This window comes from Helicobacter cinaedi PAGU611 (assembly GCF_000284635.1).
GTDB lineage: Bacteria > Campylobacterota > Campylobacteria > Campylobacterales > Helicobacteraceae > Helicobacter_C > Helicobacter_C cinaedi.
The window spans coordinates 424250-448512 of record NC_017761.1; the positions used below are offsets into that span (position 1 = coordinate 424250).

Annotated in this window: 22 protein-coding genes; 5 read left to right on the forward strand and 17 right to left on the reverse strand. The window is 39.8% G+C overall.

The features are described 5' to 3' along the window. Positions 1 to 58: 58 nt before the first annotated feature. Complete coding sequence (gene fliI / locus HCN_RS02105) at positions 59 to 1477, forward strand: flagellar protein export ATPase FliI (protein ID WP_002957078.1); 1419 nt, start codon at positions 59 to 61, stop codon at positions 1475 to 1477. 167 nt (positions 1478 to 1644) lie between these two features. Here fliI and HCN_RS11850 read toward each other — a convergent pair whose 3' ends face one another. The 9 genes from HCN_RS11850 to HCN_RS02145 form a co-directional block, all read right to left on the reverse strand. Next, a complete protein-coding gene (locus HCN_RS11850; protein WP_014666406.1) occupies positions 1645 to 2235 on the reverse strand; it encodes a methyl-accepting chemotaxis protein in 591 nt (196 codons plus the stop codon). Between the two features lie 55 nt (positions 2236 to 2290). Next, positions 2291 to 3763 carry a sensor histidine kinase gene (locus HCN_RS02110; RefSeq protein WP_014666407.1) on the reverse strand — a complete coding sequence of 491 codons (1473 nt, stop codon included), beginning with the start codon at positions 3761 to 3763 and terminating at the stop codon, positions 2291 to 2293. Positions 3764 to 3850: 87 nt separating this feature from the next. Then, the gene (locus HCN_RS02115) at positions 3851 to 4303 is read right to left on the reverse strand and encodes a hotdog domain-containing protein (RefSeq protein ID WP_004084412.1); all 453 of its coding nucleotides are present in this window, start codon (positions 4301 to 4303) and stop codon (positions 3851 to 3853) included. Positions 4304 to 4305: 2 nt separating this feature from the next. Continuing rightward, the gene (gene cmoB / locus HCN_RS02120) at positions 4306 to 5286 is read right to left on the reverse strand and encodes a tRNA 5-methoxyuridine(34)/uridine 5-oxyacetic acid(34) synthase CmoB (protein WP_014666408.1); all 981 of its coding nucleotides are present in this window, start codon (positions 5284 to 5286) and stop codon (positions 4306 to 4308) included. After that, on the reverse strand, positions 5283 to 6332 hold the full coding sequence (locus HCN_RS02125; RefSeq protein ID WP_014666409.1) for a hypothetical protein: 1050 nt from the start codon (positions 6330 to 6332) through the stop codon (positions 5283 to 5285). Before HCN_RS02125 ends, cmoB begins: the two co-directional genes overlap by 4 nt. Positions 6333 to 6355: 23 nt before the next feature. Then, positions 6356 to 8323 carry a methionine--tRNA ligase gene (gene metG / locus HCN_RS02130; RefSeq protein WP_014666410.1) on the reverse strand — a complete coding sequence of 656 codons (1968 nt, stop codon included), beginning with the start codon at positions 8321 to 8323 and terminating at the stop codon, positions 6356 to 6358. A 45-nt stretch (positions 8324 to 8368) separates the two neighbouring features. Then, positions 8369 to 8587 (reverse strand): hypothetical protein, encoded by a 219-nt coding sequence (locus HCN_RS02135; RefSeq protein ID WP_014666411.1) that lies wholly within the window; start codon positions 8585 to 8587, stop codon positions 8369 to 8371. Beyond that, positions 8580 to 9419, reverse strand: a complete 840-nt coding sequence (locus HCN_RS02140) for a class 1 fructose-bisphosphatase (protein ID WP_002957071.1) — start codon at positions 9417 to 9419, stop codon at positions 8580 to 8582. Before HCN_RS02140 ends, HCN_RS02135 begins: the two co-directional genes overlap by 8 nt. Positions 9420 to 9463: 44 nt before the next feature. Next, positions 9464 to 10237, reverse strand: a complete 774-nt coding sequence (locus HCN_RS02145) for a hypothetical protein (protein ID WP_014666412.1) — start codon at positions 10235 to 10237, stop codon at positions 9464 to 9466. Between the two features lie 93 nt (positions 10238 to 10330). On the opposite strand from HCN_RS02145, the gene rpe reads away from it, so the two are divergent. After that, positions 10331 to 11005, forward strand: a complete 675-nt coding sequence (gene rpe, locus HCN_RS02150) for a ribulose-phosphate 3-epimerase (RefSeq protein ID WP_002957069.1) — start codon at positions 10331 to 10333, stop codon at positions 11003 to 11005. 11 nt (positions 11006 to 11016) lie between these two features. Further along, entirely contained in the window at positions 11017 to 11781 is a 765-nt protein-coding gene (locus HCN_RS02155; protein ID WP_014666413.1) for a 3'-5' exonuclease, read from the forward strand. Positions 11782 to 12008: 227 nt separating this feature from the next. Here HCN_RS02155 and prmC read toward each other — a convergent pair whose 3' ends face one another. Continuing rightward, the gene (gene prmC, locus HCN_RS02160; RefSeq protein WP_232501874.1) at positions 12009 to 12845 is read right to left on the reverse strand and encodes a peptide chain release factor N(5)-glutamine methyltransferase; all 837 of its coding nucleotides are present in this window, start codon (positions 12843 to 12845) and stop codon (positions 12009 to 12011) included. Continuing rightward, positions 12829 to 14049 carry a M48 family metallopeptidase gene (locus tag HCN_RS02165; protein ID WP_014666415.1) on the reverse strand — a complete coding sequence of 407 codons (1221 nt, stop codon included), beginning with the start codon at positions 14047 to 14049 and terminating at the stop codon, positions 12829 to 12831. The genes prmC and HCN_RS02165 overlap by 17 nt, the downstream gene beginning before the upstream one ends. Positions 14050 to 14179: 130 nt before the next feature. On the opposite strand from HCN_RS02165, the gene pyrG reads away from it, so the two are divergent. Further along, complete coding sequence (pyrG, locus tag HCN_RS02170; protein WP_002957065.1) at positions 14180 to 15802, forward strand: glutamine hydrolyzing CTP synthase; 1623 nt, start codon at positions 14180 to 14182, stop codon at positions 15800 to 15802. Positions 15803 to 15822: 20 nt separating this feature from the next. Then, positions 15823 to 17415 (forward strand): single-stranded-DNA-specific exonuclease RecJ, encoded by a 1593-nt coding sequence (recJ, locus tag HCN_RS02175; protein WP_014666416.1) that lies wholly within the window; start codon positions 15823 to 15825, stop codon positions 17413 to 17415. A 119-nt stretch (positions 17416 to 17534) separates the two neighbouring features. On the opposite strand, the gene HCN_RS02180 is transcribed toward recJ, so the two are convergent. The 6 genes from HCN_RS02180 to pbpC all read right to left on the reverse strand — a co-directional run bounded on the left by HCN_RS02180 (position 17535) and on the right by pbpC (position 24252). Continuing rightward, positions 17535 to 18362 carry a cysteine ABC transporter substrate-binding protein gene (locus HCN_RS02180; RefSeq protein ID WP_014667516.1) on the reverse strand — a complete coding sequence of 276 codons (828 nt, stop codon included), beginning with the start codon at positions 18360 to 18362 and terminating at the stop codon, positions 17535 to 17537. A 172-nt stretch (positions 18363 to 18534) separates the two neighbouring features. Then, complete coding sequence (gene accA / locus HCN_RS02185) at positions 18535 to 19479, reverse strand: acetyl-CoA carboxylase carboxyl transferase subunit alpha (RefSeq protein WP_014667517.1); 945 nt, start codon at positions 19477 to 19479, stop codon at positions 18535 to 18537. A gap of 8 nt (positions 19480 to 19487) precedes the next feature. Next, entirely contained in the window at positions 19488 to 20723 is a 1236-nt protein-coding gene (locus tag HCN_RS02190) for a beta-ketoacyl-ACP synthase II (RefSeq protein ID WP_014666417.1), read from the reverse strand. A gap of 124 nt (positions 20724 to 20847) precedes the next feature. Next, positions 20848 to 21078: an acyl carrier protein gene (gene acpP / locus HCN_RS02195; protein ID WP_002957060.1), complete on the reverse strand. Its 231-nt coding sequence runs from the start codon at positions 21076 to 21078 to the stop codon at positions 20848 to 20850. Positions 21079 to 21144: 66 nt separating this feature from the next. After that, on the reverse strand, positions 21145 to 21888 hold the full coding sequence (gene fabG, locus HCN_RS02200; RefSeq protein ID WP_002957059.1) for a 3-oxoacyl-ACP reductase FabG: 744 nt from the start codon (positions 21886 to 21888) through the stop codon (positions 21145 to 21147). Positions 21889 to 21945: 57 nt separating this feature from the next. Next, positions 21946 to 24252 carry a penicillin-binding protein 1C gene (gene pbpC, locus HCN_RS02205; protein WP_014666418.1) on the reverse strand — a complete coding sequence of 769 codons (2307 nt, stop codon included), beginning with the start codon at positions 24250 to 24252 and terminating at the stop codon, positions 21946 to 21948. Between the last annotated feature and the right edge of the window lie 11 nt (positions 24253 to 24263).

Sequence of the window (24263 nt, forward strand, 5' to 3'; positions counted from 1 at the left end):
AAATAAAAAAGTATAATTTGGTATTCTATAAAAAAAAATCTTAAAAGTAGGTTTTGTAATGCCATTATCTCACATCAAAGAAAAATTAAAACATAATATGAATCTTTCTCCAAGCTACGGGCAGCTTATAAAAGTTATGCAAAATATGTTTGTAGCTAATGGTGTGAAGCCTTCAGTTGGCGATATTGTAAAAATTATCCCAAGTAGGCAGAATCTAAACGCACAAAATCGTAATGGGAGACTTAATGGGGAGCTTTGTGGCAAATTTGATAAAGAATTTGATAAAGAAGATGAAAGCGAGATTCACACACAGGGTGAAAAAAAGCAAAGTTTGGGTATGGTGATAGCCATTGAGGGGGAGAAATTTTTTATTAGCCCATTTTCCTTTGTAGAGGGGCATAAATGTGGTGATAAGGTGGAGATTCTAAACCACGGGTTAAATATTCCTGTGGGGGAGGCTATGCTGGGGCGAGTGGTGAATCCTTTGGGAGAGCCTATTGATGATAAGGGGAGTTTGCATACTCAAGCGACAACGCCGCTTATGCGTTCGCCGCTAAGTGCGTTAAAGCGAGGGCTTATAGATGAAGTCTTTGAGGTGGGGGTAAAATCCATTGATAGTATTCTTACTTGTGGCAAAGGGCAAAAAATGGGAATCTTTGCTGGAAGTGGCGTAGGCAAATCCACGCTTATGGGTATGATAGTGCGTGGGGCAAAAGCACCCATTAAGGTTATTGCATTGATAGGGGAGCGGGGCAGGGAAGTGCCGGAGTTTATCTATAAGAATCTTAACAATGATTTGACAAATACCATTCTTGTGGTGGCTACAAGCGATGATTCGCCACTTATGCGTAAATATGGGGCATTTAGTGCAATGGCTATTGCTGAATATTTTAAATCGCTTGGCAATGATGTGCTGTTTATTATGGATTCTGTTACGCGTTTTGCTATGGCTCAGCGAGAGATAGGACTAGCCCTAGGAGAGCCACCTACGAGTAAGGGCTATCCCCCATCAGTCTTAACGCTCCTGCCACAGCTTATGGAAAGGGCGGGGAAAGAAGATAGCGTAGGCTCTATCACAGCGTTTTTTACCGTGCTTGTTGAGGGCGATGACTTGAGCGATCCTATTGCAGACCAAAGCAGAAGTATCCTAGATGGGCATATTGTGCTTAATCGTGATTTGACAGATATGGGAATCTACCCACCGATAAATATTCTAAACTCTGCTTCAAGGATTATTAATGATATTATTAGCCCGGAGCATTTAGGCTATGTGCGGAAGTTTCGGCGGTTGTATTCATTGATTAAAGAAAATGAAGTGCTTATCCGCATTGGAGCGTATCAAAGGGGGGCAGATATAGAACTTGATGAGGCGATAAATAAACGCACAGCAATGGAAGCATTTTTAAAACAAGAGATTGATGAAAAGTGGGACTTTCAACGCTCTCTTGATGAGCTATGCAAGATTATGCAGGAGTAGTTTGAAGCTAGGAAATGAATCTAAAATTTAAGCAGATTAGAATATAAAAATTCTACAAACTACAAAAGCATAAAAACACACACAACAAGAATAAAGGCTATAAGTATAAGGAGTCTAGATTCTCCTACGACATATAGAATCTAGACTCCACTTACCTAACACAAATCCTAAAACCTCTTCTTATTCACATCATCTAATATATCTTTAGCTACTCTATCTACTCTTTGACTTATTTCAGCACTAGAGTTAGCTATCTCTACATTTTCTTGTGTTACAGATTCTAAATGAGATATGGCTTCATTGATTTGAGTTACACCTGTTGTTTGTTCTCTTATAGATTCACCCATATCATTAATACTTTGCACTAAGAGATTCGTATTAGCTTCAATCTCACCTAAAGATTTTTGTGTTCTCTCCGCTAGTTTTCTCACTTCATCAGCAACAACAGCAAATCCTCTTCCGTGTTCTCCAGCACGAGCTGCTTCAATAGCAGCATTAAGAGCTAGTAGATTTGTTTGGTCTGCTATATCTCTAATAATGCCTATAACATTTTTAATATCTTCACTTTGCTGTATAACTTCACTTGTCTTGCCACTAACATTTTGCATAGATGAAGTAATCTCTTCTACGGCTTGAGCTGTTTGTTCTAGGCTACTTGCTTGAGAGTTAGTAAGATTTGTAAGATTATTTACTGCTTCTGCTAATGCTTTTGCCTCTTCACTTAGATTTTGAGCAAAGTTAGAGCTTGTATGAAGCATTTTTCTAATCTCTTCTCCTAGAGTATTTGTAACTACTTCTACTCTACCACTTGCATTATTTACTTCTGTGGTGTAAGTCTAAGCTTACATAAGATTCAAATACACGATTAATCTCATTTAAATCTTTTCCCACACCTGTCATTAAGAGTTTAAGCAGTTCATTTACAGAATCTCTTAGATTATTAAGCTGTGGATTACTGCCTTTAGATTCTATAAGGCTATCAATATAACCTTGTTTTGCTTTGTCTATGACTTGAAGAGATTGTGCCACAAGGGCTTGGTCGGATTCTAAGCCTAGCTTTGTTTTTTCTATGTTTTCGTTAATCTCAATTCCCATTTGTCCTAATTCATCTTGAGCGATAATCTTTAAAGGATTAGGAGCATCTTTTCTTTGATGATTAAGGTATTTAAAAAATTCAAAGAGAGCGTTGGAGATATTGCGGATACGATTTACTATTGTTGTGCGGATGAAGATAAACACGATAAGAGAAATCAAAGCAATGGCTACAATACCAATTGATATTACAACAAGCTGTAATGTGGATAGTGGCTCTTCAATAGCTTCAAAAGGGGCAAATGAGATAACGCTCCAAGTCTCTCCTATGTTTTCCCACACTTCAAATGTCGAAACAGCTGCCTTTGCAGATTCGCCACTCAAGGTGTGGTATGTGTAGATTCCATCTTTTTTACTCATCACTGCTTGTATGAGCTCTTTTGCACTTGGATGGGCATTTAGCTCATCTAGCCTTTTGAGACGAGTTTTCAAAGTGTATTCTTTACTGGAGTTAAAAATCATTATTCCATTCTGATCAATAATAAATCGTCTTGCCCCATTAAAAACATCTAGTTTAGGGTTACCAAGTCGCACCTCTATACTTACTAAATCAAGCAAATTCCCGATAATTCCCACAACCTTTCCATTTTCAAATACGGGAGCAAAAATTGTCTTATAGTAGTAATCTTTGCCGTCAATTTTTGTTTGTTGGGAGAGAAGAACGCTTAGAGTTTTCACTTCATTATTTTGAAGTTTGCTAAGAAGCCGAGGACTCGCATCTAATAGCTCATTTGGTCTAATACCCCTTATACCGCCACTTTCGGCTGGTTTATCATCTATAAAGGCTAAAACAAGCTCACCAGAGCTAATTTTGTTTTTTGAAACAATTTGATGCTTTTCTGTGTAGTCCTTTGATAGAATGATAAAGCTCCCTACGGAGTAACTTGTAGAATCTAGCATAGAAGATAAATATGTGCTTAGCATTTTTTCATCAATTTTTGCCCCATCATCAATCAAACCCGAGAGTATCTTGCTACTGCTAAGTGTGTTTCCAAAGGTTTCAGTCGCAACGTTTTGAACGAAATTTTGATAACGCTTAGCCGTGTTAGTAAGTAGTTTATCACTCTCAGTTGAGAGAATGCTTGAAGCGGTTTGGGATATTATAAATACCACTACTGCCATACAAATGGCAACGATGAAAGAGATAACAAAGACAAGTTTTGCACCTATACTGAGACGATTAAAAAAGCTCATAACAACTCCTTAAGGCAAGAATAAAAATATAAGCTGATATTATAAAAAAAAAAAAAAAACAAACAAACGATAGCAAACAAGTGGTATTTACTCATTTTTGAAGCGAAGTTTAAATATTTTTTTATCAAAAACGGCGATGTGGAAAAGTGAATCAAAAATCTTAATATCCAGCAAAAAGCCTTCAACTTTCACTTCGCACTTTTTGGTATCGCTTTGAATGGCTTGAGCTTTAAAGGTTATCTCGTGTCCAAGCTCAATGGGTGCTAGGAACTTCACATCTGAAGCGATAAGCACGCTATATTTTTTATTAATCGCTGCCATTGCAGCAAAACTTGCAGCATTAAACACAAATCCGGCGTGAATCATCTTACTCTCATCCATAATCATACGCTCATTTGGGCGAAACCGCACGATTGCTTTGTTTCTATATAGCTCAACAAGCTCCCCAACAATGCTAGGGGACATAGAGGTGCAAACTTGCAAATCGTCATTTTCTAAGGGAATATGGGCATTTTCTTCATTTAAGCCATCATCTGTCATTTTTACTCCTTTTTAAGCTTGAAATATCCTCGCACAGGTGCTTGATAGCCTTCTATGGTAAGGCTTTTATCTTGTTGCAAAAAACTTTCAAGACTTTGAGAATCTACCCACGGCGTTTGGCGTTGCTCTTGTGTGGTGGTAGGCATAAGGGCTAGGACTTCAAAATGTTTAAACTTTGCCCTCTCACACCAACCCTGCAAAGTAGGGATACTTGGGATAAAATAAACATTTGACATTTTAGCATAACTTTTTGCAGGGCTTAGGCATAACTCTTGGCTAGTTTCATAAATAAGCGTATCTAGGATAAGCTCCCCGCCACGATTTAAGCATTGAGAGAGGGACTTTAGCGTTTCTATGGGGCTAAGGCGGTGGTATAGCACACCAAGACAGAAAATTACATCAAAAGCTCTCTTGCGTGATTGACAATACAAGGGTAAATCTTCCACGCCTAAAAGCTCAAAATCAATGGGAGCTTTGATAAAGTGATTTAAAAAATCAAATTGAGCTTTAAAAATCCCGCTTGGGTCAAAGCCGGTAATTGACTTTGGCAAAGTATCAGGCAGCTTAGAATATTCATAAAAATTTAGCATTTTTTGCTTATGCAAAAGCATTTCAAACATATAATAGCCATTATTACAGCCTATATCGGCAATATGTTTGCCACTTAGCTTACAATGCGGAGCAAGAAGCTGCCATTTAATGAAGCTTTGCCATTCACTATCAATATGCAAATCAAAAAGATAGAATCCCCCCTTACGCCACGGCTTAAGCTGTGTAGCAAGAGAGTGTAGCATTTGGCTATGTTGCGAGCTAGAATCTAAAGTAAAAGCAGAATCTAAAGCGGTAATGTGGATTCCATTATCACTCCGTATGCGTGAAGGGATATGGGGCAAGGTAGCAATAGATTCTAATAATGGAGCAATGTTTTTGGCTTTTAGTATGCTTGTAGCCTTAGCTTTAGCATACTCTTCAAACTCATTCATAGAGAATCTTCTTTCTCTGTATGTGCTTCTTGCTCCCATAGGTTTGAAAATAAATCTGGCTCTTGTATTTGCTTGTGGTTTGTATTGAGTGCATTTGTAAGTGTATCATCATTAATGCCTAGCACAAGGGCAAAGTTAAAATTTTGTGTGCGGATATATTCACATAGCTCCTCTTGTGTGCTGTAAGCAAAAGTTTGAGCTATTTGGTTAAAAAGCTCTAAATATACTAAAGGCACGAGAAAAAGGAATTTCCCCCACGCTGCGTTATTGGCGATATAAGCCATATATTTTTTAAATTGCTCTATATCCTCTTCGGCAATGGCGACTTTTGATGCCTGTCCGTATTCAATAACTTTACCAAAGGCGTTAAGGAAATTTGGCTTAAAGTAAGGGATATGCTTAAAGCGACTCATATCGTGGCTGATTTGGCGATTTTCACAAAGGCTTAATACCGAGCTTAACTCATTAAAAAATATCTTTGGTAAGTTTATGCGGTAATGGGTGCTTTTATAAAAAATCGTGCTATCAAAAAGTGTGTGAGAAAGGAGCAAAAAAGGACGCTGTGAAGGCATACTAGAGCTAATCACTTCAAAGCTAATATCAAGAACATTTTGATTATGCGTGATGATAAAGCTCACTTCATCATTAAGTAGCTCAATAATATCTTCTAGGCTGTGTGAAGAAAACTTCACGGATACATCATCAATAATTTCTTTGGCAATAGCCTCTTCAATGGGGTTTAGCGAAATGGTCGCAATATTTTTAGCAAGGAGTTTATAGCGGATAAGGCGGATAAGAGAATCTGCTACATTTTCTACAAGAATCCACGCAATCTCACTATCAATCATCTCCATTTGTGGATTATCATAAATAATCCCATAAGCCCCAGATTCAATGGCTTTAGGGATTTGCGTAGAGTCATTTGCGATAAATACATCTCCCCTTTGAATCTGCTCTATATGGCAGATAATGCGTGAAAACTCCGCAATGGAAGGCGAGTTAAGCAATTTTCCTTGAGTGATTTCTGCAACTTCATTTACTCTCACAAAATGTCCTTATAGACTAGAATCTAGCTTATCTTACTCCCATTTTCACGCGGAGTGTCTAGGCAGAGCAAGGATAAGCCATTTTCATCTTTACTAGCAAGTATCATTCCTTCACTCAAAAGCCCCATCAGTTTGGCAGGTTTGAGATTAGCAATAATACATACTTGCTTGTTAATTAGCTCACTAGGCGTATAGTATTGTGCGATTCCAGAGATGATTTGGCGGGGTTTTGGCTCATTAATATCCACCATAAGCTTTAGGAGTTTTTGGCTTTTTTCCACAGCGGAGCATTCTATGACTTTGCCAACGCGTATGTCAATCTTGCTAAAGTCTTTAATATCAATAAGGCTTAGGGTGTTTGTGGATTCTAGTTTGGAATCTATGGATTTAGAATCTTTGAGTGTTTGAGATTCTTTAGATTCTGCTCCGCTTTGTGTAGATTCAGGCATAAGGGGTGAATCTATGCGGGGAAAGAGTGGAGGGATTTTGGTAAGGGTGAGATCATCAAGCAGGGCGTGTTGCTTGATAAGTCTATCAAAAGAATTTGGGCTAATGCTAAGGGATAGGGCTTTAGCGATTTTATGAGCAGATTCAGGCATTATGGGATAAAGCAACAATGCCGCTTTTGCTAAAATATTGGCAATAAGCCCTAGCAGTGCCATTGCCTTATCTTGCTCTGCGTTTTTCATAAGATTCCAAGGCTCGTATTTTGTAATCACACCATTGCCTAGGCTAAAGGCAGCCCATAGCTCTTCAATGTAGCGTTGAGGCTGCATAGTCTGCATTTTCTCTTGCGTGCGATTGATGATATGTTCTAGCTCGTTTAACTCTGTGGCATAAAACTTTTTGACATCTTTAGAATCTACTTGCAGTGAAAAGTATTTCTCACTCATACCTAAAAGGCGATTAAGCAGATTGCCCACATCATTGCCTAGCTCACTATTAATCCGCTCAATCAAAGCCTTTTGACTAAAATCTCCATCTTGTCCAAAGGGCATTTCACGCATTAGAAAATACCGCAAAGATTCTATGCCATAGGCTTGTGCGACTGCTTTTGGGTCTATAACATTGCCGATACTTTTACTCATCTTTGCCCCATCTTTAGTCCACCAGCCGTGTGCGTAAATATGCTTTGGCAGGGGTAAATCAAGGCTCATCAAAAAGGCTATCCAATACACAGCGTGAAATCGCAAAATATCCTTGCCTACAAAGTGCAGCGCATTCTCCCAATACTCCATTTTATGAGAATCTTGCATATAGCCAAGTGGGCTAATGTAGCTAAGCAAGGCATCAAGCCATACATATATGGTATGCTTTTTATTATCATTGCGTTTGGGGTTTTCTAGCAGTGGGATTCCCCACTCAAAACTTGTGCGTGTGATGGATAAATCATTCAAGCCTTCACTTATAAATTTCACTACTTCATTTTGGCGAAAGGCGGGAGCTATCATATTTGGGTTTTGTTTGTAAAACTCTAGGAGTTTGTCTTGGTATTTACTCAAGGCAAAAAAGTAGCTCTCTTCTTGCACGATTTGCGTTTGCTTCCCACAATCTGGACAGCTTAGATTCTCCCCTAACTGACTTTGGGTAAAAAAGCTTTCACACGAAACGCAGTAGTTCCCTTCATAGCTTCCCTTGTAAATATCACCCTTTTCAAACATTATCTCAAAGGCTTTCTGCACGCTTTGGCAGTGTTTAGAATCTGTGGTGCGGACAAAAATATCATAATCAAGTTGAAATTCATTCCATAATTCCTTAAACTTCACACTCACGCTATCAGCGTAAGCTTGTGGAGTTTGATTATGCTTTTGTGCGGATTGCTCTATTTTTTGCCCATGCTCATCTGTGCCGGTAAGAAATAGCACATCTTCACCTTGCAAGATTCTAAATTTTTTTAGCATATCGCATAAAATAGTTGTATAAGCGTGTCCTATATGGGGAATGTCATTGACATAATAAATGGGGGAGGTGATGAAAGTTTTTTGCTGCATTGTTATCCTTTTGTGTCAAGTTAGAAACTAAATATTAAGAACATATTAGTTAAAATCAAAGCTACCTTGCTGTCCTTTTGACATACTCTCATACGCTGCTTTGACATATTCCTGCCGTGTTTGACAGGAGAGAAAACTCTCGCATTTAGAGCAAGATGTAAAAGATTTGCTTTGTTGGCATTGCTGTAAAATGCGACTTTTTTCTTCAAGCCTTTGTGTGAAAATATCCATATTTAAAGTATCTGTGCTTGGTGCTTCATTCATAGACTTCCTTTACAAGATTCATCTCATAAGTGCTACCAAAAAAGCAAGGCGTGGTGTCGTGCAGGTTTTCAGTGCCAAGCTCTAAAAGCCTTTTTTTACCATTTGTGGCTACCCCACCGGCTTTTTCATAGATAAAAGCAAAGGGGAACACTTCAAAGAGTTTGCGTAATTTGCCTTTTGGAGCGTCGCTTGTGGCGGGATAGCTAAATAGCCCTCCACCTTTTATGAGAATCTGATGTAAATCCGGCACCATTCCACCGGAATATCGCAAACGATAGCCTTGTGCAAAAAGGGATTCCACCATTGCCTTATGTTTGCTCTCCCAATTTTTTTGTGTGCCACCGGGTGCGTTGAGTTTGCCTTTTGATTGTAGTTGCAATGCATCTAGATTTTTCCAAACCTTGCCATTGTAGCGAGAATGCAGGACTTGCTCTTGGGCTATAACCATTTCAAGCCTTACCCCATAGATGATGTATCCACTTGCGATAAGTGAATCTGCTTTAAGCTCTTCATTGTAAATTCCAAAGATTGTGCCAATGCTAAGGTTGCTATCAAACAACGATGAGCCATCAAGGGGGTCATAGGCGATAAGATAGGGGGCTTGTGTGTTTTTAGAATACACTATTTCTGTTTGCTCCTCACTGCAAATGCCCTTTACGCAAGGCAGCTGTAAAAGCATTTCTTGCAAAAGCTTATCGGCTTCCACATCTACTTCAAGCTGTGAATCTCCACTGGCATTTGTGCTTTGTAGGTAGCTTGTGGAGGTGTCTTTTAAAAGCGTATCAATACGCAGGGCAGCTTCCCTTAAGGTTTCAATAATCACGCTTATCATTCAAATCCTTTTGTTTAAAATCGTGGGATTATAACATTTTAGCTTTAAGCTTTGATGATATTGTGGAGTTCTTTCATAAAATGCGAGGCTTGTATCATTTGGTGAATACTTGCGTGATGACAAGCAAAATCTAACAAAGTAGAATCTAAAGAAGTAGAATCTAAAAAGGCGTTGTAATCACTGATTGCAACTTCATTCCAAGGGTGTCCTATAAGAGCTATGATATTTGGTCTGCGGGGATTTTTAGACTTGTTTTTGATATAGATATTTTCCCATAGCCTTATGCCATTAGGGCGGTGCGTATGCGGGGTAAATCCCACAGGATCAAGGGTTAAAAGATAATGCAGGGCGATAGGACAAGAGTTTTGTATATCGCATAAGGCTTTATAAAAATTACTCGCACCCCACGAATGCGTGATGACAAAAAGGGGTAGATTCTGCTTCATAAGCACGGGAAGCCACGAGGCAAAAAGGGTGCGAGATTTAAAACTTGCATAGATTTTTAGGCAAGATTCTGCCTTAAAACTTGCAAACTCCCTAAATACCGCACGCATAATCGTATCGCAAAATCCACCGATAAAAATCACAATGGCTTTGGGGTTAGCAATATGCTGCAAGGCATTAAAGCCCATAGCGTGGGGAATCTTTAGCCCACAAGGATTGTAGGGAATCTTTGGGGCAGGGAGAGAATGAGCGGGATAAAAAAGTGTAGGGGATAAAGGGTGTAAATACGCATAAAGGCGTGAAGTAGGCTTATTTTGAATCTGTGAAGTCTTGTGAATTTGTGAATTATTGTGAATCTGCGAATTGTGGGGCATTCTATGTCCTTAAAATATATCCTTAAAGTGTAGGCGAGTTTGAATGTGTTACAATAGCACAAAGATTTTAATATTTAAGTTATAAGGATAGAGATGCAAACAAAGGGAAATAAAGAGCGACATAAAAAGATTCTGGTCGCCCCAAGTGTGTTATCAGCGGATTTTTCAAAGCTTGGCGAAGAGGTTAGGGCAATATGTGATGCGGAGTGTGATTATGTGCATATTGATGTGATGGATGGGCATTTTGTGCCAAATCTCACTATGGGTCCTATGATTGTAAAAAGCATTGCAAAGGCTTCAAGTAAGCCACTAGATATTCATCTTATGGTAAAAAATGTGCCATTTTTTGTGGAGCTATTTGCTCCGTTGAAACCAGCCTTTATGAGTGTGCATATTGAAGAGGTGCAGCATTTGCACCGCGTGATTTGGCAGATTAAGGATTTAGGCATTAAAGCTGGTGTGGTGCTAAACCCCCATACAAACGAGCAGGATTTAGAATATATTTTGCCTGATATTGATTTGGTGTTGCTTATGAGTGTGAATCCGGGCTTTGGCGGACAGAGTTTTATCCCTAGCTCTCTTAAAAAATTAAAAAATCTTAAGCAACTCCGCGATAGGCTCAATCCCAACTGCCTTTTAGAGATTGATGGTGGGGTAAGTGATAAAAATATTATGGATTTAAAAAATGCGGGGATTGATATGGTGGTGGCTGGGAGCTATATCTTTGGCTCAAATGATTATAGACAAGCTATATTATCTTTGCGATAAATTTTGCTTCAATGACTTACACGCAACTTTTTGAAAAACTGCGACAAGCCCCGATGAGTGAAAAGCAGTTTTATATGTATGTAAAAAATATAGGTGGATTATATGCTGATGTGGATTCTGAAATAGAGCTGCTCAAAGGTGCTGGTGGGGCATTGCATATAGAAAAGCAAAATGGGGAATTATGCTTTACTTTAGCGACATTTTTTCAAGCGTGGCAGGAGGGGGAGTTTGTCTTTGTGGATATTGAAACAAATGGTGCAAAGCCCCAAAGCAGTGAGATTATAGAAATCGGTGCATTGAGAGTGAAAAATTCGCAGATTCTAGAAAGCTTTGAAAGCTATGTGTATGCTCCCTTTGTGCCTGAAAACATCACAGAGCTAACAGGCATAAGGCAAGAAGATATACAAAATGCCCCACAGAGCAAGGAAGTGCTAAGGGCTTTTAGGGAGTTTTTGGGTGGTGGTGTGTTTGTGGCTCATAATGTGAATTTTGATTTTAGCTTTTTAGATTATCATTTGCGACAAAATGGACTTTTTGGACTGCTTAATCCTAAGCTTTGCACGATTGATTTAGCTAAAAAAACTATTCTCTCAAAGCGTTATGCCCTGTCGTATTTGAATGAATTTTTGGGTATTAATACCGCTATGAGCCATCGTGCCTATGCTGATGCACTCACAAGTTTTAGAATCTTTGAAATCGCCATAAGTATGTTGCCTTTAAATGTCAAAAGTGTGCAGGATATCATTGACTTTAGTAGGGGGAGATTCAAGCGTTAGGGCTGATTAAGGGATATTGAGTGAGATTCTAGAATCTCAACCATTTGGGTGGTGTGTGGGGTTTAGGGAGCAATTTTAGAATCTAGCACATTTCAAAACGCCCTGCGGAAGTATTTTTAAGTTAGAATCGGGGCTTTATGAGCCGAGTGCAAGGAGTTTATTAGGCATAAATGACGAAGCACGAGGCGAAGTAATCGCCGATTCTAGCTAAAAAGACAACGCAGAATCTAGAATCTGCACCAAAAGCCTCTATCTAATCCGCTTAAGTCTTTGTAAAACTCAATGTCCTTTGCGTTATGCTGGGTTAGAATCTGTTCTAGGGCGTTTTTTTGGTCATAGCCTATTTCACACAACAAAAAAGCTTTGCGATTTTTAGCCTCTACAATCAAGGCTTTGAGTATGTCTAGCCCATCTTTTCCGCCAAAAAGGGCAATGCTAGGCTCATAAGTCAAAGGCAGACTGATAGGATAATCATCGCAAATATAAGGTGGATTGCTGATGATGAGTTCAATATCTTGCCACGAGCTTGGGAGTAAGGAGCAGTGTTTAAGCGTGATGTTAGAATCTGGGGCAAGGGAGTGAATATTTTTTTGCGTAACTTCTAGGGCTTTTTGGCTAATATCAGTGGCAAAAAAGCGACATTGTGGGTGCAAAAGTGAAAGCGTAATGCTTAGAATGCCCGATCCTATGCCGACTTCGGCAATGGATTCTATATTATGCCTTGTTATAATTTCACTCGCTTTTTGGATAAGAATCTCACTCTCCGGTCGTGGAATCAGCACAGAATCATTGACATAAAAAGTATGCTCATAAAAGCTTGCACTTTGTGTGATGTATTCAATAGGTTTGCCCTTGGCTCGCTCTTCAACAAGGGATAGAAAATGCTTGGCTTGAATAGGATTCACACTTTGGGTGCTATGTGTATGGAGATAGATACGCTCTACTTTAAGCACAAAGCTAAGCAAAAGCTCACTTTCAAATCGTGGCTTAAGATGTAAAGATTGCGCTACTTGTGAGAGTGTGGAAGTAGCAGAATCTAAAAGAGCTTTAATGTTGCAAGTCATAATCAAGGGCTTTTAGCCTTTGTAAAAGTGGCGGGTGTGTGTAATAAAAGAAAATATAGGCTGGGTGGGAGCTAGGGAAGCTTTTATTTTCATTCACTAACCGCACAAGGGCGTTAGCAAGGCAGTTTTTGCTTGAGAGACTAGCACCAAACTCATCAGCCTTATACTCCGCTTTGCGACTAAAATATCCCATAATAGGCAAAAAGAAAAAGGCAATCATCGGCGAGATAAGCAGCATAATCAGTAGCACTCCTGCTCCATTTTGCACTAAGCCTAACGCACTAAATAGGCTTTGTGGCAAATGCCCCACGATGAAAAATAGCACAAAAAGCATACAGGACATAAGAATGATGTTTTTAAGAATATCTTTGTGCTTAAAATGCCCTAGCTCGTGTCCAAGTATGGCTATAAGTCCATCGGCACTAATCTTATCAAGCAGCGTGTCAAAAAGCACAACGCGTTTGCTTTTGCCAAGCCCTCCAAAATACGCATTCAATCGTCCATCTCGCCTTGAAGCGTCAATGACAAAGATTCCATTACTCTTAAAACCGATGGTATTCATTAAAGATTCTATGCGGGATTTGAGATTTTCATCATTGAGCGGGGTAAATTTATTAAATAAGGGTGCGATGAGTGTAGGATAAATGAGATTTGCCAAAATCACAATACCAAGTAAGGCTAAAAAGCCCACAAACCACCATAACGCGACATTTTCAATAATCAGCACAAGCAAACATACAATAATCCCGCCAATGACTATGCTTAAAGCTAGGTTTTTAAGTGTGTCAATGATAAAAAGGCTGGGCGTTTGCTTAGAAAATCCAAACTTCTTATCAAGAAAAAAAGTCTTATAGATTGAAAAAGGCATTTCAATAATACTGCCAATAATCATAAAGCCTAACACAAGGGCAATCTCACGCCACAAAGGCGAGAAAGCTCCAAGTGTGCTTTCAAGCCATAGTGATAAAAAATGTAGCCCAAAAATAACCCACAGGCTAAAGGTTAGAATCTCAAAAAGATGTGTCAAAATATCTAATCGCAATGAGGCGATGGCATAATCCCCGGCTTGCTTATAGTCTTCGGATTCAAGTAAAATAGCTGGTTTTTGTAGTTCTAGCTTAATATGTTTAATTTGTAAAAATGCTAGAATAATGCTTGGCAGGGCATAAAGACAGATAAATAAACAAATAAAAGCAATAAGCATAAAAATCTCCTTTGTGAAATAAACACGCACAATCATAAGCGAGAAAATACAAAAAAAGGTAAATTAACAAGCTTTTAACCACTGATTTATTATGATTGCACCAAAATTTTAAAACTAAGGCGGTTATATTGTGGCAGTAAAATATATTTTTGTAACAGGCGGTGTGTTAAGCTCTCTTGGCAAGGGCATTACCTCTTCATCAATAGCGACATTACTTCAACATAGCGGATTTGATGTGTCAATTTTAAAAATTGATCCCTACATCAATGTAGATCCGGGCACAATGAGTCCTCTAGAACACGGCGAAGTGTTTGTAACCTGCGATGGAGCCGAAACGGACTTAGACATTGGGCATTATGAGCGATTTTTAAATAAAGATTTTCATAAGACAAATAACTTTACAACTGGACAGGTCTATATGTCTGTGATTGAAAAGGAACGCAAAGGAAAATATCTAGGCAAGACTATTCAAATCGTGCCGCATATCGTTGATGAGATAAAATCGCGTATCAAACTTGCTGGAGAGGGAAGCGATTTTCTCATCGTGGAGCTTGGCGGGACGGTTGGCGATATTGAGGGTATGCCTTATCTTGAGGCGATGAGACAGATGAAGCACGAGCTAGGCAGTAAGCAGGTTATTTCCATACATGTAACACTTATTCCCCTTGTGCGCGCCGCTGGGGAGCTAAAGACAAAGCCCACGCAACATTCCGTCCAAGAGCTTAGACGCATAGGCATTTCACCGCAGATTCTCGTAGCACGATGTGAAAGAAGCCTTGATAAAGAGCTAAAAAGAAAGCTTGCAATGAGCTGTGATGTAGATGATGATAGCGTGATTGTGGCTGAAGATACGGAGAGCATTTATAAATGTCCTTTAAATTTCTTAGATGAAGGGATTCTAACGCCTATTGCTAGGCATTTGGAGTTAAAAGAATTAAAGCCAAAAATGGATAATTGGGATATGCTTGTTAAAAAAATCATCGCTCCCAAATCAAGCATAACTATTGGCTTTGTGGGTAAATATTTAAGCCTAAAAGAATCCTATAAATCTTTGATTGAATCGCTTATCCACGCTGGAGCAAATACGGACACAAAGGTTAATATCAAGTGGATAGATAGTGAATCTGTGGAGGAAAACCCTGCCTTGCTTTATGATGTAGATTCTATTTTGGTGCCCGGTGGCTTTGGGGAAAGGGGGATTCAAGGTAAGCTAGAAGCAATACGCTACGCAAGGGAAAAAAAGATTCCATTTCTTGGAATCTGCTTGGGAATGCAGCTTTCACTCATTGAGTTTGCGAGAAATGTGCTTGGGATTAAGGATGCAGATTCTGTGGAGTTTAATCCGCAGAGTAAAGAGCCTATTATATATTTGATAGAGGATTTTATTGATACACAGGGCAAGAAGCAGCTTAGGACGCATACTTCACCTATGGGTGGGACTATGCGACTAGGCGAGTATGAATGCCATATCAAAAAAGGCACAAAGCTCTATGAAGCTTATGGACAAAAAAGTCTTATTAAAGAGCGTCATCGCCATAGGTATGAGGCAAATCCAAAGTATAGAGAGCTTTTTGCTAATAATGGTATGATAATTAGCGGAGAGTGTAATGGGCTTATAGAATCTATTGAGCTAGAAAATCACCCGTGGTTTGTAGCTGTGCAGTTCCACCCGGAATTTACTTCAAGGCTACAGAATCCAAACCCGATTATTTTAGCATTTGTTAAGCAGACATTAGCTTGTAAAAAGCAGTAGTGTTGGGATTTTAGTTTGCTATGAGAAAAGATGAATGTAAAAGCCACACAAAGCAAGACATTCTTCATTTTCTACAATCTCGTGATCTTGAGTGTGGTATCCGCACCCTGCGAGACTTGCCCACGCCACAGAATCTAAACAACACTGAATCTGGAGCAAAAATCATCACTCAAGCTATGGAAAGAAATAATGAGATTCTTGTCGTTGGGGATTATGATGCAGATGGTGTGTGTGCAAGTGCGATTATAAGCCTTTTTTTTAAGGCATTGGAGTATCAGCATTTTAGGCTTATTATTCCACATCGCTTTGAAGATGGCTATGGCGTGAGTGCCGCCCTTTTAGAGAAGAACGCTCAAAATGCCGCTGTGGTTGTGAGCGTAGATAATGGTATTACCGCATTTTGTGCAGGGCAGTGGTGCAAGGCAAAGGGCATTCCTTTTATCATCACAGATCATCACACACCCACAGATACGCTTCCGCAGGCAGATGTCATCATTAATCCAATGCTGCAAGATTCTACTTTTGCCCAAAAAAGCATTTGTGGAGCAGTGGTGGCGTGGTATTTTTGTGCGGCGATAAAGCAAAATCTCAAAGCAAATATTGATATGGGAATGTTTTTAGAATACCTTGCCATTGCCACAATCGCCGATGTTATGCCCCTTACAGGGATAAATCGCATTCTTGTGAAAAAGGGCTTAGAATCGCTTCGCACCTCTTCTAATGTGCTTGCCACACTTTTGCGTGAGAGTTTTGCTAGATTCAAAAAGCCCATAACCGCAGAGAATCTTGCCTTTGATTTTATTCCATTGCTGAATTGTGCTGGGCGTATGGAGAGTGCAAATAAGGCTTTAGAGCTTTTGCTTAGTCCTAGTTTAGCCCACGCTACACACATTTACACAGAGCTACAAAATCTCAATAATAAACGCAAAGAGATTCAGCAAGACATTCTCCAAAAGGCACAGGAGCATATTATCCAAACAGATGATTTTGTCCTAAGCTATGGGGATTCTTGGCACGAGGGGGTGCTTGGCATTGTGGCGGCAAAACTTGCGAGAATCTACAAAAAAAGTGCTTTTGTGTTGAGCCAAAATGCTGATGTGCTAAAGGGGAGCGGACGCTCTTATGGTGGGGCAAATTTGATTGCAAGTATCACGCCATTGCAACAATATTGCCTTGGGTTAGGTGGGCATAGCGGAGCTGTGGGGCTAAGTTTAGAATCTTGTCAGCTTGGGACATTGATAGAAAAATTGCAGGAAACTATGGTGTATGAAGAATGCGATGAAAATGAGACATTTTTCACACTTGGGGTGGAAAGCGTTGATATGGAGCTTTTTGAGATTTTAGAATCTTTTGAGCCTTTTGGGGAGGGGAATCCTAAGCCTACATTTTTGCTAGAAAATCTTACCATACAAGAGATAAAGCCACTGGGCAGGGAGGGGAAGCATTTTGAATATACTTTGGCGGATTCTAATGGAATGTGTCTGGCGGGACTAGAGTTTTTAGCACCAACTAGGCGGGAGGTGGGGCAGTGTGTGGATATACACATTGAGCTTATGCGTGATTATTATAAGAACTGCATTAAAGCAAAAATCCTTGAAGTATTTGTAAGGTAGGTATTTTATCATTGATGTGGCTGTATGATAGAATCAGTTAATGTATAGCTACTATGTCGTTTGTCGTGGGTTTTAGGAGATTTTGTTTGGGCTATGGAGTTTAGCCATAGCCCAAGAGATTAGTTAGAAAAAATCACAGAATCTGCTTTTTCTTCTCCAAAAATGGGGGCAAGTGTCTTATCATAAGCTTCTTTGATAAAGCCTTCACTTGTGAGTTTTGTGATTTCCTCATCAAGCCAAGTTTTAAGCTCAACATTACCCTTTTTCACGGCAGGGGCAATGACATCTTCTTCGCCAAGTGTTGGGATTCCAACGCCAAAGCCCGGATTTTCCATAGCCCACGCAAGGACAAGTGTATTATCGTGTGCGAGTGCATCGCCCCTTTTATCTTTCAAAGCAAGGAAAGCTTGAGTGTTTTGCTCATATTTTAATAGCTCAATATCCGGGTGATTTTTACTAAAATACACATCTGCAGTCGTGCCTTTGTTGACAATAAGTTTTTTGCCCTTTAGGTCTTCAACGCTTTTGATCTCGCCATTTGGGGAGACAACACCAAGAGAGACTTTCATATAAGGCTTAGCAAAATCAACCGCCTCTTCACGCTCTTTAGTTTGAGTGAAGTTTGCCATAATGATATCTACTTTGTTTGAGCGTAAAAACTCAACGCGTGAAGCTGCTTCAGTTAGGATAAACTCAATTTTACTTTCATCGCCAAGCAAGTCTTTAGCAAGTCTTTTTGCGATATAAATGTCAAATCCTGCATTTTTGCCATTTTCATCAATAAAGCCAAAAGGTGGCTTATCACCAAATACGCCCACGCGTAACACGCCATTTTGTTTGATTTGCTCTACACCTCTTGAAGTTTGGGCTTGAGCTTTGTCATCACCACACGCACTTAGCCAAATCACGCATATAGTAGCAAGGAATGCCACAATCCATTTTTTCATTTTTTGCTCCTTTAAAGTAATGTAGGGAAGCAACGATTTTGCCACAAAAAATATAATGGAAGTAAATATGTGGGGTAAAATGCCTAGCGTGGAGTTAAGCAAAAGACAGAGAAGCTTTTGATACCCCACCCACAAGCTTAGAATCTATGTAGGGCTAGAGATAAGCACAAAGCTAAAGGGTAGTGGTTTCTTGCGTGAAAGCTCCATAGCTCATTAGCTTATTGTAACGCTTAGAGAGATATTTATCATCTTGTGAGAGTTCTTCAAGCGATTTAAGGAAGTAAGATTCAATAGCCTTAGCTGCATTTTCTTTATCTCTATGTGCGCCGATAAGTGGTTCATCTATCACATCATCAATAAGCCCACATTTTTTAAGCTCAATAGGTGTGATTTTAAGTGCTTTTGTCGCAGATTCTATTTTTGAAGGATCATTCCACAAAATTGCCGCACAGCCCTCTGGAGATATAACACTAAAGACAGAATATTGCATCATCGCAAGTTTATCAGCCACAGCAATAGCTAATGCCCCACCGCTTCCGCCCTCGCCAATCACAACGGCAATTGTTGGGGTTTTAAGTTTGGCAAATTCTTGTAGATTCTTAGCTATGGCTTCACTTTGCCCACGCTCTTCAGCACCAAGTCCGGGATACGCACCTTGTGTATCTACAAGCATTAAAATGGGGATATTAAACTTTTCAGCAAGTTTTGCGGCACGCAAGGCTTTGCGATAGCCTTCGGGGCTTGGCATACCAAAATTCCTTGCGAGTTTGTTTTTTGTGCCTCTTCCTTTTTCTTCACCGATAATCATTGCGGTTTGCTCACCAACCTTGCCAATAAAACACACAATCGCCTTATCATCTTTAAAATGCCTATCCCCGCTAATTTCATACGCGTCTTTGCAAATCAGCTCAATATAGTCCATAGCATAAGGGCGATCTGGGTGGCGAGCAAGCTGGAGCTTTTGATAATCGCTTATATTTGAATATACACTGCATACTTCTTTTTCAAGCTCTTTTTCAAGGATGAGTCTTGCGTCATTATCACTACGAACAACAGCAGATTCTATATCATCTTGAAGATTCTTAATCTTTTGCTCAAAATCAAGATAGGCTGCCATTTTTTACCCTAGATTCTGCCAAATATAACAACACCATTTGTGCCACCAAAGCCAAATGAGTTGCTCATAACCGCATTGACTTTTGCTTGTCGTGCAGTGTTTGGGATATAATCAAGGTCGCACTCGGGATCTTTAGATTCTTGATTGATTGTCGGAGGCAAGATTCCTTCCTGCATAGCCATAATGGAAATAACTGCTTCAATCGCACCCGCCGCACCTAAACAATGTCCAATCTGCCCCTTCGTAGAGCTTACCGGTGGGATAGAATCTTTGCCACCAAATGCAACTTTGAGTGCCATAGTTTCATACAAGTCATTGTAGGCTGTGCTTGTGCCGTGTGCGTTGATATAATCCACTGAAGTATTTGCCATTTTAAGTGCGGCTTTCATCGCACGCAAAGCCCCTTCGCCTTGGGGAGCTGGGGTTGTGATATGATTTGCATCGCCACTTTCGCCAAAGCCGATAAGCTCGGCATAAATCTTAGCTCCACGCTTTTTGGCACTCTCATACTCTTCTAGCACCAATGCCCCAGCACCTTCCCCCATAACAAAGCCATTGCGTTCTTTATCAAATGGGCGTGAGGCTTTAAGTGGCTCATCATTCCTATCACTTAAAGCTTTCATCGCAGCAAACCCGCCAATACCCACAGGACAGATTGAAGATTCAGAGCCGATGACAAGCATCGCATCAGCACCATTTAACATAATGGTCTTTGCCGCCTCAATAATGGCGTGAGTGCCTGCCGCACAGGCTGTAACACTTGCAAGGTTTGGTCCTTTAAGTGCATATTCAATGGATATAAATCCGCCAAGCATATTCACAAGGGCTGAAGGGATAAAGAATGGATTAATGCGTCTTGGTCCCTTTTGCTCACAAGCTATGGAGTTTTTTTCAATATTCCCTAGTCCGCCGATACCAGCAGCCGAACTCACACCAAATCGCTCTCCAAGAGCAGGGCTAATAACACCATTTTCAAGCAATCCACTTTCATTCATTGCCTCTTTTGCTGCCTTTAAGCCAAGCTGGATAAAGCGGTCTGCCTTTTTAACTTCGCGAGGATCAAGGACTTCTTCAGGGTTGAAATCCACAATTTCACCAGCAATTTTTACAGGAAAATTTTCTACATCAAAGCAAGAAATTCTTTTAATTCCACATTTTCCTTCTACAATAGCCTTAAAAGAGTCGCTTTTGTTTAAGCCTAATGAGTTAATCATTCCCAAACCGGTTACTACTACGCGTCGCATACCATTCCTTTATAACTAAAATTTTAATTCAATTTAGAATCTGCCCATGCATTAGAATGCAGTGCCTACAAGATTCTAAGCACTTTTTTACAACATTATAAGCATAGGTTTAGGTGAAGTGATGTTATTTATTTGCGTCAATATAAGCTACAACATCATTTACGGTTTTAATTTTTTCTGCATCTTCATCGGGGATTTCAATAGAAAACTTCTCTTCTAAAGCCATGACAAGCTCTACAACATCAAGAGAATCCGCATTCAAATCTTCAATAAAGCGAGATTCTGGCTTTACCTCATCAGCATTAACGCTAAGTTGCTCTACTACGACTGCCTTTACATCTTCAAATGTGCTCATTTTTTCTCCTTAGTTTTAAACTTAAACTTCGCATTATAGCAAAGATTTGTTAAATGGCAAGTGCCCTTACATATAAAGCCCGCCATTGACTTTTAGCACTTCTCCTGTGATATATGATGAAGCATTTGAAAGCAAAAATGCCACTGCTTCAGCCACATCATTTGCTTCCCCAAAACGCGCCAAAGGAATATTTTTGAGATAAGATTCTACGGCTTCAGGCTTTAGCTCATCTGTCATATCGCTTTTAATGAATCCGGGCGTAACGCAGTTAAAGCGGATATTGCGAGGAGCACCCTCATAGGCAAAAGATTTGCTCATAGCAATCATACCGCCCTTACTTGCTGCATAGTTTGTCTGCCCCATATTGCCACGCTCACCGATAATAGAGGCGATATTTACCACACTTCCAAATCGTTGTTTGCCCATAATTTTTAATGCTTCCCTACAACCGATAAAGCAGGATTTGAGATTAGCTTCAATCACGCTATCAAAATCGCCCACACTCATACGCAAGGCAAGTTTATCATTTGTAATCCCTGCATTATTGACTAGATAGCTTAAAGCCCCATCACTTTCAGTAATCGCCTTTAGCCCAGCGACAAACTCTTCTTCAACACTCGCATCAAACTTAATCACCGCCGCCTTGCCACCGCTAGATTCTATTTCATTTTTTAGATTATCGGCAAGTTCAGGCTTTGAGCGGTAGTTTATCCACACTTTTAGCCCATATCCTGCTAAAGTTTTGGCAATCTGTGCACCAATGCCTTTGCTTGCTCCTGTAATCAGCACATTACTTCCACTAAATGTCATTTTTTCTCCTTATGTTTTTTTGACAAGACAAAATCTTAGCCTATTTTTGCTAATGCCTTAGTTTTCTACACTGAATCTCACGCTGTCAATATCCCCATCTTTGCCTACAATGCTTAAATAATGAGTGCCTTTAGGAAGAAAAATTTTGAGTGTGGCAGAGTTTGAGCTATGGATTAGATTTTTATCCAAATACCACGAGACATTTTGATTTTTAAGATTAGCAATGCGGATAATCAGCTCCTGCTGTCCGCTAAAATCTTTAGGTTGGATAATCTTAAGATTCTGCGTGGGATAGATGATTTTAAGCGTTTTTTCCTGCTTGGTAAGGTGCTTTTCAACATTGACATTTTGAAGTTTGTAATAAGTTAGCACATTAAGCGGGAGATTGAGCGTGAGCTGTGGCGTGGCGTAAATAAAGTTCTCATCTTGTGAATCTAGCTCTTTGCCATCATACATAAAGACTTTTTTATAAAAAGGCGAGGTGCGTAAGATTCTAGAATCTAGCGGAAAGAGAATGCTTTGCGTAGCGTCTTTTGTGGCATTATCGGGTAAAAGTGCCTTCATATCTTCAGTTAGCCTATATCCACTGAATTTATCTGCTTCAATGTAGGTGAGCTTGGAAGTTGGCAGAGTGAAATTGACATTATTATGTGGAAGTTCTTCTAAAAGCTCAAAAAGCAAAGTTCCTGCGGTTTTGACACCAAAAATATTAGGATTTGGTTTGCCTGTAAAGTTCCCCGCCCAAACAACAATGGTATATTGTGGGCTACACCCAGCTGCCCACGCGTCTTTTCTCCCATAGCTTGTGCCACTTTTCCACGAAAAAGCCATTTTTTCTTTGTGATAGTCTAGCTCCCCCTCGCGTTTTAGCTCTTTGAGCGAATGCAATGTGAGATAGGCACTGCCTTGCGTAATATAGGACTTTTCTTGCTTTTTCTCATAAGGTAATGTCGCGTATAAATCGCCAAAAGAGCCATAATTCCCTAGCCCTCTATACAATCTTGCGATTTGAAGCATACTCATCTCCTTTGAGCCAAGTATGAGAGAAAGCCCATATCGCGAAGCATTGCTAGGCTTAAGCCCTGCCATATCTTGCAAGGAAAAGAAAAACTTCTCATACCCATAGTTTTGTAAAAGTCTCACAAAAGGGACATTGAGCGATTTTTGCAGGGCAGATTCAGCGGTGATTAACCCTTGAAAAGTTTTATTAGCATTTTGGGGCTTGAAGTTAGAAAAAAACATCGGCACATCAACAAGCAAACTTTGTGGAGCAATAAGCCCAGAATCAATGCTAAGTGCGTATAGAAATGGCTTGAGTAAGGAGCCGGGCGAACGCAGGGCAACCACGCCATCAATCTGTCCAAAATTCTCTATGTCCAAAAAATCCTGCGAACCGATATAGCTTAGAATCTCGCCACTTTTGGTATCCACAACAAGGGCGGAGAGATTTAAAATCCCAAGTGAAAGAAGCTTTTTGTGATAGGCTTTGATTTTAGATTCTAATTTTGCTTGAATCTGCTTATCAATTGTGCTTGTAATATTGCCTTGTGTGCTTTGTTGGATAAGTTTTAGGCTTAGGTGTGGGGCTAGATTTTGAATAGGCTTTTTGCCTTGCGGTATTGGCTCTTTCAGGGAAAGCTCAAGGATTGTCTCATCAAAATAGCCAAGCGTATGGAGCTTATGCAAAAGTAAATCGCGTTTATTTTTTAGAATCTGCGGATTTTTGTTAAGATTTAATAATCCGGGTGCATTTGGCAAAATAGCAAGGAGGGCAGATTCAGCCCAAGTGAGCTGTGTAGAATTTTTACCAAAATATAATAATGATGCGGAGTGATAGCCGATGACATTGCCACCATAAGGGGCGTTATTAAGATACATTGCTAGAATCTCATCTTTGTTATAGGCAGTTTCAAGGGCTAGGGCTTGAAATATTTCATTGATTTTGTTGCTATATGTCCGCTTGGGCTTGAGATAGAGCTTGACTACCTGCATACTTATGGTGCTACCGCCAGTGCGTTTTGTTTGAGTGAAGTTATTTTTCACACTTCTTAAAAGGGCTAAAATATCAACGCCAAAATGCTTATTAAATCGCTTGTCCTCATAAGTCAGCACGGCAATTTTTAGTTTATTTGGAATGGGTGTTGGGGATTTGAGATGCCACTGCTCTGCTTGATTTAAAAAAACGCTTAAGATTCTGCCCTGCCTATCAAGTACACTTTTGCTATAAGCAGATTCAAAAAGATCAGCCTTTGGCAAGGTGTGTAAAAACTGCACATACACACCTAGCCCATACAGACAAAAAAGCACAAGGCAAAGCAAACAAAGCAATAGCCCTTGCTTAAAAGTAGCCCCTAGTTTTTTCACGGCTTACAAGC